The organism is Arthrobacter sp. NPDC057388 (assembly GCF_042668165.1).
Taxonomy (GTDB): Bacteria; Actinomycetota; Actinomycetes; order Actinomycetales; family Micrococcaceae; genus Arthrobacter.
This window is the reverse complement of sequence record NZ_JBHVBL010000003.1, coordinates 80507-93542: the sequence shown is the minus strand read 5'-3', so window position 1 is coordinate 93542 and position 13036 is coordinate 80507. Positions and strand designations below refer to the sequence as shown.

Genomic DNA, 13036 nt, shown 5'->3' with positions numbered 1-13036 from the left:
ACTGGGCGCCGGTGAAACGTTGACTGAGTCCGTTTTCCCGCGCTTATTTCTGCGCGGGAGCGGGTCCGCGGTCAATCATGCAGCGGGTGCCGCCAGTGACGTGCCTTTTGGCGGATGCCTTTTGCTTCGGCAACGGGCTGATGCCGGCCATCATCGAACATAGAGGAGTCGAAAGCGCCTGTGGCTAACGACAATGCAGACATCGAGGCAGTGGAGCCCGCAACCGAGGATGCCCTGACCACCGGCAATCCGGCTGAGGCGGCCACACCGCGGGAGTACGGCGCCAGCGATATTACCGTACTTGAGGGCCTCGAGGCCGTGCGGAAACGGCCCGGCATGTACATCGGCTCCACCGGGCTCCGCGGCCTGCACCATCTGGTGTATGAAGTGGTGGACAACTCGGTTGACGAGGCCCTGGCCGGCTACTGCACCCACATCGAGGTTGTTCTGCAGGCCGACGGCGGCGTCAAGGTCTCCGATGACGGCCGCGGCATCCCCGTGGACATCCATCCCACCGAGGGCAAACCCACGGTCGAGGTGGTCATGACCATCCTGCACGCCGGCGGCAAATTCGGCGGTGGCGGATACGCCGTGTCCGGCGGCCTCCACGGCGTGGGCATCTCCGTGGTCAACGCGCTCTCCACGCGGGTGAACACCGAGGTCCGGAGGCAGGGCCACGTTTGGCGCATGTCCTTTGCCGACGGCGGCAAGCCCCAGGGCGCGCTGGTGCAGGGTGAAGAAACCACCGATACAGGCACTACGCAGACTTTCTACCCGGATCCGAGCATCTTTGAATCCGTCGAATTCGACTTCGAGACGCTCCGGGCGCGGTTCCAGCAGATGGCCTTCCTCAACAAGGGCCTGCGCATCACCCTGACCGACGAACGGCAGGCGGCAGCAGGCACGGACGAAGCCGGCGACCTGGACCTCGATGGTGTGCTGACCGAGGGGGAGGTCCTCGCCGACCACCGCACCGTGGTCTACCAGTACAACGAAGGCCTCCTCGACTACGTCAAGCACCTGAACTCGAGCAAGAAGGTGGATGTGGTCCACGAGGACGTCATCGCCTTCGAAACCGAGGACACCGAACGGCACATCGCCGTCGAGATGGCAATGCAGTGGACCACGGCCTACTCCGAAAGCGTCCACACCTATGCGAACACCATCAACACCCACGAAGGCGGCACCCACGAAGAGGGCTTCCGCGCCGCGATGACCTCGCTCATCAACCGCTATGCGCGGGAGAAGAGCATCATCAAGGAGAAGGAAGAGAACCTCACGGGCGATGACATCCGTGAAGGCCTGACGGCAGTCATCTCCGTAAAGCTGTCGGAGCCCCAGTTCGAGGGCCAGACCAAGACCAAGCTCGGCAACTCCGAGGTCAAGGGCTTCGTCCAGCGCGTGGTGACCGACCAGCTGGGCGACTGGCTGGAACGCAACCCCGGCCCCGCCCGGGACGTGATCCGCAAAGCGATTTCCGCGGCACAGGCACGCATGGCTGCCCGCAAGGCCCGCGACAACGCACGCCGGAAGAGCCCCCTGGAATCCTTCGGCATGCCGGGCAAGCTCTCCGACTGCTCCTCGAAGGATCCCTCGAAGTGCGAGGTCTACCTGGTGGAGGGTGACTCGGCAGGCGGTTCGGCTAAGCGCGGACGCAATCCGGAAACGCAGGCCATCCTGCCGCTGCGCGGCAAGATCCTGAACGTGGAGCGCGCGCGCCTGGACAAGGCGCTGGGCAACAACGAAGTCCAGTCGATGATTACCGCGTTCGGCACGGGCATCGGTGAGGACTTCGACCTCAGCAAGCTGCGGTACCACAAGATCGTGCTGATGGCTGATGCCGACGTGGATGGCCAGCACATCACCACCCTGCTGATGACCCTGCTGTTCCGCTACATGCGCCCGCTGATTGAGAACGGCTACGTCTATCTCGCGCAGCCGCCGCTGTACCGGATCAAGTGGTCCAACGCCCCGCACGACTACGTGTTCAGCGACCGTGAGCGCGACGCCGTCCTGGTTTCCGGCCAGGCGGCCGGGCGCCGCATTCCGAAGGAAAACGGCATCCAGCGCTACAAGGGTCTGGGTGAGATGGACTACACCGAACTCTGGGACACCACCATGGACCCCGACCGGCGCACCCTGCTGCAGGTGACCATGGAGGATGCTGCCGCGGCCGACCAGATCTTCGCCGTGCTGATGGGCGAGGACGTCGAATCGCGCCGGAACTTCATCCAGCAGAACGCCAAGGACGTCCGGTTCCTCGATATCTAGGGCTTTTCGCCCCTGATATTCCAGAACTGACATATACCTGAAACGGAAAATACAGACTATGAGTGACGAAACCCCTGAGGTCCCGGCCGAGTCTCCGGACGCAACGGAGCCGGTGCTGGAGGGCGATCTGCTGATCGACCGCGTGGAGCAGGTGGACCTCCAGACGGAGATGCAGCGCTCCTACCTCGACTACGCCATGGCCGTCATTGTCGGCCGTGCCCTCCCGGACGTCCGTGACGGGCTCAAGCCGGTCCACCGCCGCGTGCTGTACGCGATGTTCGACGGCGGCTACCGCCCGGACCGTGCATTCAACAAGTGCGCCCGCGTGGTGGGCGAGGTCATGGGCCAGTACCACCCGCACGGCGACACGGCGATCTACGATGCTTTGGTGCGCCTGATCCAGGACTGGACCATGCGGTACCCGCTGGCGCTGGGCCAGGGCAACTTCGGCTCGCCGGGCAACGACGGCGCCGCAGCCCCGCGGTACACGGAAACCAAGATGGCGCCGCTTGCCATGGAGATGGTCCGTGACATCGACGAGGAGACCGTCGACTTCCAGGACAACTACGACGGCAAGAACCAGGAACCCACCATCCTTCCGGCGCGGTTCCCCAACCTGCTGGTCAACGGGTCCTCGGGCATCGCCGTCGGCATGGCCACCAACATTCCGCCGCACAACCTCCGCGAGGTGGCCGACGGCGTCCAGTGGTACCTGGCCAACCCGACCGCCAGCCGCGAGCAGCTCCTGGAGGAACTGCTCAAGCGGATCAAGGGACCCGATTTCCCCACCGGCGCCACCATCCTGGGCCACAAAGGCATCGAGGACGCCTACCGCACCGGGCGCGGCTCCATCACCATGCGGGCCGTGGTTAACGTTGAGGAGCTGCAGGGGCGGACCTGCCTCGTCGTCACCGAACTGCCCTACCAGGCAAACCCGGACAACCTGGCCATCAAGATCGCCGAGCTGGTCAAGGACGGCAAGGTCCAGGGCATCGCCGACCTCCGCGACGAGACCTCCGGACGCACCGGCCAGCGCCTGGTCATCGTCCTGAAGCGCGACGCCGTGGCCAAGGTGGTGCTGAACAACCTCTACAAGCACACCCAGCTGCAGGAGAACTTCGGTGCGAACATGCTGGCGATCGTGGACGGGGTGCCGCGCACCCTGAGCCTCGATGCCTTCATCCGGCACTGGGTTACCCACCAGCTTGATGTCATCGCCCGGCGCACCCGCTACCGGCTGCGCAAGGCCGAGGAGGAAGCGCACATCCTGCGTGCACTTCTGAAGGCACTGGACATGCTGGATGAGGTCATCGCCCTGATCCGCGCTTCCAGCACCACGGAAGCGGCGCGTGACGGGCTGATGGAGCTGCTGGACATCGACGAGATCCAGGCGCGCGCCATCCTCGACATGCAGCTCCGCCGGCTCGCGGCCCTGGAACGCCAGAAGATCCAGGACCGGCACGCCGAACTGGAAGCGATGATCGCCGAATACAACGCGATCCTCGGCTCGGAGGAACGCCAGCGCTCCATCATCAGCGAGGAACTCGCCGAGATTGTTGCCAAGCACGGGGATGACCGCCGCACGCAGATCCTGATGGGCTACGACGGTGACATGTCCATGGAAGACCTCATTCCCGAAGAGGAAGTGGTGGTCACCATCACCCGCGGCGGCTACGTCAAGCGCACGCGAAGCGACAACTACCGCTCGCAGCAGCGCGGGGGCAAGGGCATCAAGGGGGCCCAGCTTCGCGGTGACGACGTGGTGGAACACTTCTTTGTCACCACCACGCACCACTGGCTGCTCTTCTTCACCAACCTCGGGCGTGTGTACCGGGCCAAGGCGTATGAACTTGCCGAGGGCAGCCGGGACGCCAAGGGACAGCACGTGGCAAACCTGCTGGCATTCCAGCCGGATGAGCACATCACCCAGGTGCTGGACCTGACCGACTACCAGCAGGCGCCGTACCTGGTACTTGCTACCAAGCGCGGCCTGGTCAAAAAGACCCGCCTCGAGGATTACGACACCAACCGGTCCGCCGGTGTCATCGCCATCAACCTCCGCGAGGAGGATGAACTGGTCTCGGCCCAGCTGGTCTCCGAAACGGACGACCTCATGCTGGTGTCGCGCAAGGGCCAGTCGATCCGCTTCACCGCGACCGACGACGCGCTCCGCCCCATGGGCCGGGCCACCTCAGGCGTCACGGGCATGAAGTTCCGCGAGGACGACGAACTGCTCGCCATGAATGTGGTGGCCGAGGGGTCCTACGTGTTTGTGGTGACCGAAGGCGGCTACGCGAAGCGCACTGCGGTCGAGGAATACCGGCTGCAGGGCCGCGGCGGCCTGGGCATCAAGGTTGCCAAGCTCGCCGAGGAACGCGGTGACCTGGTGGGCGCCCTGGTGGTCCAGGAGGAAGACGAGGTCCTGGTGGTCATGGGCGGCGGCAAGGTGGTCCGTTCATCCGTTGCCGGTGTACCCGCCAAGGGCCGCGACACGATGGGCGTCATCTTCGCGAAGCCGGATAAGAACGACCGCATCATCGAGGTGGCCCGCAACACCGAGCGCGGCCTCGAAGCGGAAGTTGAAGCAAGCGCCGAGCGGGAGGCCGAAGCCGACCACGCCGACGAACCCAGTGCGTCAGAAATCTTGGCTATCGCCGCTGATGACGTAACGTTGGCTGAAGATGCCGGACCAGACGAGGAATCCGCAGAGGCGGCCCCGGAACTGGCCGATGAAGCAGAAGGAACGTCCGGCGATGCTGAGGCGAACGAAGACAACACCGGAGGTAACGAGTGAGCAATTCCGACTCATATCCCAAGCCGAGCAGTAATGGTCCCGGCGGGATGCGTCAGCCGGCATCCGCTCCCCGGGTAAATGCCCCGGTGCGTCCCCAGCAGAGCCCGGCCGCGCCGTCGGGCCTTCCGGGGCAGCGTCCCGCAGCGCCGGGGCAGCGCCCCCAGGGCGCCCCGGCCGCACAGAGCCCGCAGGGCCAGCGGCCCGCCGCACCTGCCCAGCGTCCTGCAGCCCCCGGACAGCGCCCGCAAGGCGCGCAGGGTACGCCCGGCCTCGTCAAGCCGGCGCCCAAGGCCAAGGTGCGCCGTGCCCGGCTCCTGGTCAGCAAGGTCGATCCCTGGTCCGTCCTGAAAATGGCGTTCCTGCTCTCGGTGGCGCTCGGCATCGTCACTGTGGTTGCCGCCATCGTGCTGTGGACCGTTCTGGACCTGACCGGCATCTTTGACCAGGTGGACAGCCTCCTCGGAACCCTGGCCGGCTCCGAGGGCGGTGGCTTCGAACTGAAGAAGGTCGCCTCGCTCGGACAGGTGGCATCCTTCGCCACTATCATCGCCGTCGTAAATGTGGTACTTCTCACAGCCTTGTCCATGCTGTCAGCGGTCCTCTACAACATCTCCGCAACCCTTGTTGGCGGCATCGGTGTGACCCTGACGGACGACTAAACCCCGTAATTCCGCGGAAAAACCCCGCTGGAATGCCTCGATTTGAGATCGGGCCGGGATGTGCTGTAGAGTCATGTCTCGGCCCGATGAGGCATCGGGGCGTATAGCTCAGGCGGTTAGAGCGCTTCGCTGATAACGAAGAGGTCCCAGGTTCAAGTCCTGGTACGCCCACGGAACCTGCACAGGTTCAAGTCGAAGTTAGGCACGATTCCCAGGAATCATGCCGGAACGGGGTGCGTGTGAAGAAGTTGCTGGTTATTGCAGCTGCAGTCGCAGGCGTCCTCTTCTACAAGAAAAAGGTGCAGGAATCCGAAGCCCGGAAAACAGTCTGGAGCGAGTCAACCGACAAGGTTGAGTAGCCAGATCCCCGGCGCCGGAGTTGGTCAGCCAGCCCCGCGGACTAGGGTATGATGGACGGGTTGCTTCTTATGGGGGCATGGCGCAATTGGTAGCGCACCTGCTTTGCAAGCAGGGGGTTCGGGGTTCGAGTCCCCGTGCCTCCACCATATGGAAAGGTCCCGGTCGGAAACGGCCGGGACCTTTTGCGTTGCCCGGCTTTCAACAGGCCCGGCCAGATGGCTTGATTCTGGCAGGCTCATTGAGCGGTCCCACTAGGGTGGGAAGCGTGAACCTTTTCCTTGCCGCCCTGGGTGTCCTGGGCGTGGCTTCTTCGGGGCCGCTCATCGCCGCCACGCTGGGGGCCACCACCGTCACCGCCCTCGCCATCGCCTTCTGGCGCAATGCCATTGCAGCCGTGGTCATGGCCGGGCCAACCCTGATCCGGGAACCCCGACAGTTCATCCGGATCGGACGGAATGAGTTCCGCTGGTCCCTCGTCGCGGCCGTGGCCCTGGCGCTGCACTTCGCCTGCTTCATCACGTCCCTGCAGCTGACCTCCGTTGCGGCCGCCACGGCCCTTGTCTGCCTGCAGTCCGCCTGGATTGCCATCATTCAGCTTTTCCGCGGCGTCAGGCACCCCTGGCAGGTCCTGGCGGGACTGGGCATCTCCTTCGGCGGCGTCGTGGCCATTACCGGGTTCGACATGGGCACCTCCCCGGATGCGCTGCTGGGTGACCTGCTGGCACTGGCCGGCGGACTCCTTGCGGGCATCTACACCCTGGCCGGAGGCCGGGCCCGCCAGAGCATGACCACGGGGACCTACACCGCGCTCTGTTACGGCATGTGCGCCGTCCTGGTGGCTGTGCTTGCGATCTCCACCAACCAGCCGCTGTCCGGATTCGACGCCGCCGGCTGGCTGGGAATCCTGGCCATTACCATTTGCGCCCAGTTGGTGGGGCACACGGCCTTCAACCACCTGCTGGCCACCATGAGCCCGTTACTGGTGTCCATGATTATCCTGCTGGAGATTCCCGGTGCCGCGCTGCTGGCCGCCGTGTTCCTGGACGAAACACTGCCGGCTGGCACCTACGCGGGGCTGGCCCTCATCCTGGTGGGCCTCGCCGTCGTGGTGGCCGGACAGCGCAACGGTAAAGGCGCGCACGGTAAAGGCGGGCGGGGCAAGCCGCCGAAGGAACGGCCCCTGGCGGAGCTGGGGGCCGACTGAGGAGCAGGCCGGGTTACTGTCCGCCGCGGCGCACAGGCTGGCTGGTGTTGACGGTGTGGATCGCGCGCAGGAGCTTCGCCGGGAAGTAGACCGAGAAGAACACCACCATCGGTGCCTTCAGGGCCATCTTCTTCACGTTGTGGGCCTTGTAGGTCCGGTCGAAGCGCGTCACGTAGTACCGGTAGTCGCGGGGTGAGTCCTCGAGCCGCCGGGCAGACATCCCGGAAACCATCTGCGGCCAGTACTGGACCTTCAGGTCGTGGTCGGCCAGATGCAGGGACAGGTCGATGTCCTCATGCATCTCGTCCTTTTCGTCCCGGCAGGTTTCGCTGCGGATGGTCTCCCAGGCGGACCGGCGGAGGGCCATGTTGGACCCGAACAGGAAGTGGTACTGGTGCTTGGCCAGTTTCAGCATCAGCTGGCGCATCTTGTCATCCGCCTTGAGGCCGAAACGCCGCATCGGCATGTCGTAGTAGACCACCGGCCCGGTGGCGGCCGAGGTGGAAACATCCTCGAAGGCCTTTTGCACCTGCTCCACCCAGTCAGGTTCCACCACTGAGTCGGCGTCGATCCGGCCGAGGATGTCCCCCGTAGCGTTGTCCAGGCCGAAGTTGCGGGTGGGGATCAGTCCCTGCTCTTTGTCCTGCCGGAGCAGAATGATGGGGCTTTCCGGGTATTCCTGCTGCATCTGCGTGACGATCGATGCCGTGCGGTCCTTGGACATATTGTCCACCACGATGATCTCGTGCGCCGGAACCGACTGGTAGACCGCCGCGATCAGGCACTGCCGGATGACACTTTCCTCGTTGTAGGCCGGGATAACAATCGATACGCGCGGCTCAGTGTCAGTCAAGGCATCCTCTGCGGATCTATCGGGTGACATCACCTCAAACTTAGCACCGATGCTTTCCAACCCGGCGGCACTGGCGCGTTGAGCAGCGACGTGTGGAGACGCTCGTTCAGAGACAGCAAGAGGGGCCCCGCGGCTGCGGAACCCCTCCTGCGACGGCCCTTTGCGGGCGCTGGCTAAGCCTTCTTGTCGGCGTCGTTCTCGATGTTCGAGGCGATGTTCTTCACCGCGGACTTGGCATCGGTGGCGACTTCCCCGGCGTCGGAATCAGAGTCCTCAGCGACGTGCTTTGCCTTGTCAACGGAGGTTTCTGCTTCATCCTCGGCAGCCAGGGCGAAGGCTGCATCCAGCGGCGTTTCACCGGCGGCGGGGGCAGAGTCGGAAGCCGGGGTGGCCGGAACCGGGGCCGGCGTCTCCGCGGCCGATCCAACGCCGGTGCCGGAGGCTGCAGGAGTGGTCACCTCCGGAGTCGACGGCGCGGGCGTTACCGGAGCGGGAGTCTTCCACGGGTCCTCGACCGGCTTTGATGCCTTCCACGCCGCCACGCCGGCGGCCACGGCCGCGGTGATCACGCCGAAGATGAGGAGGCCGCGCTTCTTCGGCTTCGGAGGTTCCACCACCAGCGTCTTGCCCGTCACTGCGCGGCTGGCCTCACTGGCGGCTGACTTGAGGTGCCCGCCGGCCACGTGTGCCTGTTCCTGGATGGCGTGGATAATGCCAACGTCGCCGAGCTTCTGGGCAACGGCGTCAACCCGGGCCGGGGTTCCCTCGAGCGTACGGTGGACGGCCTCGGAGGCGGTACCGATCTGGTCGGAGAGCCGGGGAAGGTACTCAACCACAACGCGGTCGCGGGCCTGGGCGATAACCGGCGTGGCCCGGTCCAGTGCCTCGTGCATGCGGGGTGTGGCTCCCTCAACGACGTCGTGGATCTTCGGGGCAAGCTGTGCCAGGCCGTCCTGGATCCGGGGCGTGACCGTGGCGACTCCGTCGGCGAGGTTGTGGGCCGCTACCTTCAGCCCTTCCTGGATTTTGGGGGAAGCGGTGTCAAGACCCTGCTGCAGGCGGGGAACAGCCCAATCCACTGCTGCTTCCACGCGGTCTTTTGCATTTTCCACTGCGGAACTGACCGACAACTCCAGTTCGCGGGCAATACGATCCGATTTCTTCACAACTACCTCCCGATTAATGTGACGGTTCTGTTGTTAGCCTACGTGCACGAATAGCCGCGCTGCTATCCTCGCCGCGGATTCACGGTGGATTTCACCGAGCGCGGAACTGTCTTTTCGCCCCCGGTCCGCGTTGACCCGCCGTGAAAGAATGGCCCTATGACTGCCACAGCAACTGCAAAAGCGACCATCCACACCAGCCTCGGCGACATCGTCGTGAACCTCTTTGGCAACCACGCGCCTAAGACTGTTAAGAACTTCATCGGGCTGGCCACTGGCGAGCAGGCCTGGACCCACCCGGAGACCGGCGAGGACAAGACCGGTACGCCGCTCTACAACGGCACCATCTTCCACCGCATCATTAAGGACTTCATGATCCAGGCCGGCGATCCGCTGGGCCGCGGCACCGGCGGACCGGGGTACCGCTTTGACGACGAGATCCACCCCGAGCTGAGCTTCAACGCTCCTTACAAGCTGGCCATGGCCAACGCCGGCATCCAGATGGGCAAGGGAACCAACGGTTCACAGTTCTTCATCACCACCATCCCCACCGACTGGCTGCAGGGCAAGCACAGCATCTTCGGCGAAGTTGCCGATGACGAATCCAAGAAGGTTGTGGACGCCATTGAAGGTGTCCGGACCGGCATGGGCGACCGTCCCGTTGAAGATGTAACCATCAACAGCATCGACATCGAGCAGCTCTAGCCACATGAGCTACGGAACTCCGGCGGCGGAACCGTCCGCGCAGGTTCCGGTGTGCCCGCGGCACCCGGACCGGCCCTCGTATGTCAGCTGCCAGCGTTGCGGGCGGCCGGCATGCCCCGAGTGCCAGCGCGCGGCCGCCGTCGGATTCCAATGCGTTGACTGCGTCAACGAAGCAAAGCGTACGACGCCGACTGCCCGGACCGTCTATGGCGGTGCCATTGCGTCGGGCAAGCCTGTGGTGACGTTTGCGATCATCGCCGCATGCGCGCTGCTGTTTGTTTTGCAGTGGATACTTCCGGGCAATGCGGTGTACCGGACGCTCGCCTACGCCTCCGTCTACGCCACACCCGAGTACGGGGTGTTCCAGCCCTGGCGCATGCTGACATCGGCATTTCTGCATTCCCAGGGCTTCCTGCTCCACATCGTGCTGAACATGTACACACTGTGGATTTTCGGGCAGGCGCTCGAGCCGCTGTTGGGGCGGGTCCGTTTCCTTGCCGTGTACCTGCTGTCCGCCATCGGCGGATCGGTGGGTTACCTGCTTCTGACGCCGATTCTGCCCGAGGGCGGGCCTGTTGGACTGGTCGGCGCCTCAGGTGCGATTTTCGGGCTGTTCGGTGCCATGCTCGTGGTGCAGCGCCACCGCGGCGGCGAGACGAGGCAGCTGTGGGTACTGATCGCGATCAATGGCGTCATTGGCTTCATGGTGCCGCAGATTGCCTGGCAGGCCCACCTTGGCGGTTTTGTCACCGGCGCCCTGTGCGCGGCCGTGATTGCCTACGTTCCCCGGAGTCCCCGGCGGCACGTCCTCCAGGCGGGAGGTCTGGCGCTGGTCCTGGCCCTGCTGGTGGTCGTTTCCTGGTACCGGGTGCTTGTGGCTACCTGACAGGCCTGCCAGCCGCTCCCCCGCAATGCCCCTGCTTTCCGAAGCGGGGGCATTTTTTGTGCCTGGAACCAAGGCCGCAGGCGGAGCAGCCTGAAGGTTTTCCACAGCGGTTATCCACACTGTTAATAACTTACACACCTGTAAGTCAATGAGATTTCCGCGGAAAACCGGGCCGACGGCGGTGCTTCCGAGGATATGCACGCACGAGTCCACACCTGTGGATAACTTGGCCGCCCGGGGCTGTGGTTAAGTGGAGAACTCGGTCCGGTCATCAACACTTCAGCGCACTCTGGGGATAAGAACGCAGTAGCAAGGATCTCAGGGGACTCAGCGGGACGGCTTTCAACAGGGTTATTCACACTGTTAATAACTCCCGGGCGCGCCGTTCCGACCACTGAAGGCCGCAGACAGCCTAAACCGCGCCGTTAAAGCCCACCATCCCCACAACTTTTCCCCAGCTGTGGATAACTTGTGGGTAGCCGCCTGTTGCTAAGTGGATAACCCGCCCTGGAGGCAGCAGCATGCCGTGTAATGTCTGACAGACACGACGAGGGCATCTGCAAGGAGTTATGAGTGAGTACGCACAGCCACATCTTCCTGGACAAGCACCACCCCGCGGCCTGGCGGGCGCTGAACGGGCTGGGGCTAAAGGCCAAGGAAGCGATGCTGGAGGCCGGATTGGATGCCCGGCTCACGGAGCTGCTCAACGTACGCATATCCCAGATCAACGGCTGTGCGTATTGCCTCGACATGCACGTCGCGGATGCCGTCAAGGGCGGCGAATCCACCCAGCGGCTGGCCGTTCTCCCGGCCTGGCGGGATACGGAGGTGTTTGCGGACCGGGAGCGTGCCGCGCTGGCCCTCGCGGAGACATCACGGTCCTGCCGGACGCCCGCACGCGCGATCTGGAAGACGCTGATGCCCGGGAGCACCTCACGGAGGAGCAGTACTCCGCGGTGAGCTGGCTGGCCATCGCGATGAATGCCTTCAACCGCGTTTCCATCACCAGCCAGCATCCTGTGCGGCCGGAAAAAGGCTAACCGCGACGTTTTCCACAGCGGTTTCCACAACTGTTAATAACTTGGAAAATGCAAGTTTCCCTTGCCGCACGCCGCCAGCCGGGCACGCGGCGCCTCTTCCACCATTCCGGCGGATGAACTTATCAACACTGTGGATATCTTTACCAACATCTGTGGACCGGCGGGTGCAGGCCGGCCGTTGCGCGATTGGCGGCGGTTATACCCAAACGCCGGAGGTCCCCCGGCGGTGGCTGTCCACAAGATGGGTGTCCACCATGCCAATGGCTTCCATCAGGGCGAACATGGTGGTGGGGCCCACGAAGGCGAAGCCCTTCTTCCGCAGCGCCTTGGAGAGGGCGATGGACTCGGGGGACGTGGTGGGCACGTCGGCGTAGGTGACGGGGGCAGGGGTTGACTCCGGCTGGAAGCCCCAGACGAAGTTAACGAGGCCGCCCTCGTCCCGCAGTGCGATGGTGGCCCGGGCATTGGTGACCGCGGCACGGATCTTGAGGCGGTTGCGCACAATGCCGCGATCCTGAAGGAGGCGCTCAACGTCGCTCTCGGTAAAAGCAGCCACGGTATCGGGGCGAAAGTTGTCAAAGGCTGCACGGAAAGCCGGGCGTTTGCGCAGGATCGTCGCCCACGAGAGGCCGGCCTGGAAAGCTTCCAGGCTAATGCGCTCGTAGAGGCCCTGCTCATCCCTGACGGGCAGGCCCCACTCAGTGTCGTAATACTCGCGCAGAAGGGGGTCGGTGGATGCCCACACCGGACGTGCCAGGCCATCCTCGCCGACGATGATGCCTTCCGCGGTCATGGGCGTCTGCTCAGGAGCGCCAGCGCGTGGTCATCAGGAATCCGACGATCGCAATGCCGAACCCGGCCAGGATGTTCCAGGATTCCCACGCCTGCACGGGCAGCTGGCCCTCGCTGATGTAGAAGGTGATGATCCAGAGCAGGCCGATGATCATCAAGCCAAACATGACGGGCTTGAACCAGACGGGGTTCGGCTTGTAGGCCTGGGTGGAGACGGGCTCGGCCGGACGGGCAGTCTTCTTGCGTGGCTTTGACTCGGGCACATGTCCTCCTTGGCGGCTGAATCAAGAGGATGGACCGTGGCTTGAT

11 protein-coding genes, 2 tRNA genes and 1 pseudogene are annotated in these 13036 nt (G+C 64.2%); 10 read left to right on the top strand and 4 right to left on the bottom strand.

Features of this window, described 5'->3' with window-relative positions; all coding sequences use genetic code 11:
* Positions 1-180 precede the first annotated feature (180 nt).
* The 7 genes from gyrB to ACFUTU_RS02320 all read left to right on the top strand — a co-directional run bounded on the left by gyrB (position 181) and on the right by ACFUTU_RS02320 (position 7288).
* Positions 181-2271 carry a DNA topoisomerase (ATP-hydrolyzing) subunit B gene (gene gyrB, locus ACFUTU_RS02350; protein WP_377960239.1) on the top strand — a complete coding sequence of 697 codons (2091 nt, stop codon included), beginning with the start codon at positions 181-183 and terminating at the stop codon, positions 2269-2271.
* Positions 2272-2329: 58 nt separating this feature from the next.
* Entirely contained in the window at positions 2330-5065 is a 2736-nt protein-coding gene (gene gyrA / locus ACFUTU_RS02345; protein ID WP_377960237.1) for a DNA gyrase subunit A, read from the top strand.
* Positions 5062-5724, top strand: a complete 663-nt coding sequence (locus ACFUTU_RS02340; RefSeq protein ID WP_377960235.1) for a DUF3566 domain-containing protein — start codon at positions 5062-5064, stop codon at positions 5722-5724. The genes gyrA and ACFUTU_RS02340 overlap by 4 nt, the downstream gene beginning before the upstream one ends.
* 97 nt (positions 5725-5821) lie before the next feature.
* A tRNA-Ile gene (locus ACFUTU_RS02335) sits at positions 5822-5895 on the top strand.
* 62 nt (positions 5896-5957) lie between these two features.
* Entirely contained in the window at positions 5958-6083 is a 126-nt protein-coding gene (locus tag ACFUTU_RS02330) for a DLW-39 family protein (RefSeq protein WP_331575230.1), read from the top strand.
* 71 nt (positions 6084-6154) lie between these two features.
* Positions 6155-6230 (top strand) — tRNA-Ala (locus ACFUTU_RS02325).
* A 119-nt stretch (positions 6231-6349) separates the two neighbouring features.
* Positions 6350-7288 carry a DMT family transporter gene (locus ACFUTU_RS02320; protein WP_377960233.1) on the top strand — a complete coding sequence of 313 codons (939 nt, stop codon included), beginning with the start codon at positions 6350-6352 and terminating at the stop codon, positions 7286-7288.
* A gap of 13 nt (positions 7289-7301) precedes the next feature.
* On the opposite strand, the gene ACFUTU_RS02315 is transcribed toward ACFUTU_RS02320, so the two are convergent.
* Positions 7302-8171 (bottom strand): glycosyltransferase, encoded by an 870-nt coding sequence (locus ACFUTU_RS02315; RefSeq protein ID WP_377960231.1) that lies wholly within the window; start codon positions 8169-8171, stop codon positions 7302-7304.
* 143 nt (positions 8172-8314) lie between these two features.
* Positions 8315-9307 carry a hypothetical protein gene (locus ACFUTU_RS02310; protein ID WP_377960229.1) on the bottom strand — a complete coding sequence of 331 codons (993 nt, stop codon included), beginning with the start codon at positions 9305-9307 and terminating at the stop codon, positions 8315-8317.
* Between the two features lie 156 nt (positions 9308-9463).
* On the opposite strand from ACFUTU_RS02310, the gene ACFUTU_RS02305 reads away from it, so the two are divergent.
* The 3 genes and pseudogenes from ACFUTU_RS02305 to ACFUTU_RS02295 all read left to right on the top strand — a co-directional run bounded on the left by ACFUTU_RS02305 (position 9464) and on the right by ACFUTU_RS02295 (position 11935).
* A complete protein-coding gene (locus ACFUTU_RS02305; protein WP_377960227.1) occupies positions 9464-10009 on the top strand; it encodes a peptidylprolyl isomerase in 546 nt (181 codons plus the stop codon).
* A 4-nt stretch (positions 10010-10013) separates the two neighbouring features.
* Positions 10014-10895: a rhomboid family intramembrane serine protease gene (locus tag ACFUTU_RS02300; protein ID WP_377960225.1), complete on the top strand. Its 882-nt coding sequence runs from the start codon at positions 10014-10016 to the stop codon at positions 10893-10895.
* 573 nt (positions 10896-11468) lie between these two features.
* Positions 11469-11935: pseudogene (locus ACFUTU_RS02295) on the top strand (carboxymuconolactone decarboxylase family protein).
* A gap of 196 nt (positions 11936-12131) precedes the next feature.
* Here ACFUTU_RS02295 and ACFUTU_RS02290 read toward each other — a convergent pair.
* Together ACFUTU_RS02290 and ACFUTU_RS02285 are read right to left on the bottom strand one after the other, a co-directional pair.
* Positions 12132-12728 (bottom strand): DNA-3-methyladenine glycosylase I, encoded by a 597-nt coding sequence (locus ACFUTU_RS02290; RefSeq protein ID WP_377960223.1) that lies wholly within the window; start codon positions 12726-12728, stop codon positions 12132-12134.
* 10 nt (positions 12729-12738) lie between these two features.
* Positions 12739-12990, bottom strand: a complete 252-nt coding sequence (locus ACFUTU_RS02285) for a cell division protein CrgA (RefSeq protein WP_377960221.1) — start codon at positions 12988-12990, stop codon at positions 12739-12741.
* Positions 12991-13036: the final 46 nt, after the last annotated feature.

Bases quoted from the DNA above. Each gene is read 5' to 3' on its own strand.
- ACFUTU_RS02290 (WP_377960223.1), bottom strand. From the start codon at position 12,728: ATGACCGCGGAAGGCATCATCGTCGGCGAGGATGGCCTGGCACGTCCG.
- ACFUTU_RS02305 (WP_377960227.1), top strand. From the start codon at position 9,464: ATGACTGCCACAGCAACTGCAAAAGCGACCATCCACACCAGCCTCGGC.
- gyrA (WP_377960237.1), top strand. From the start codon at position 2,330: ATGAGTGACGAAACCCCTGAGGTCCCGGCCGAGTCTCCGGACGCAACG.
- ACFUTU_RS02300 (WP_377960225.1), top strand. From the start codon at position 10,014: ATGAGCTACGGAACTCCGGCGGCGGAACCGTCCGCGCAGGTTCCGGTG.
- ACFUTU_RS02315 (WP_377960231.1), bottom strand. From the start codon at position 8,171: ATGTCACCCGATAGATCCGCAGAGGATGCCTTGACTGACACTGAGCCG.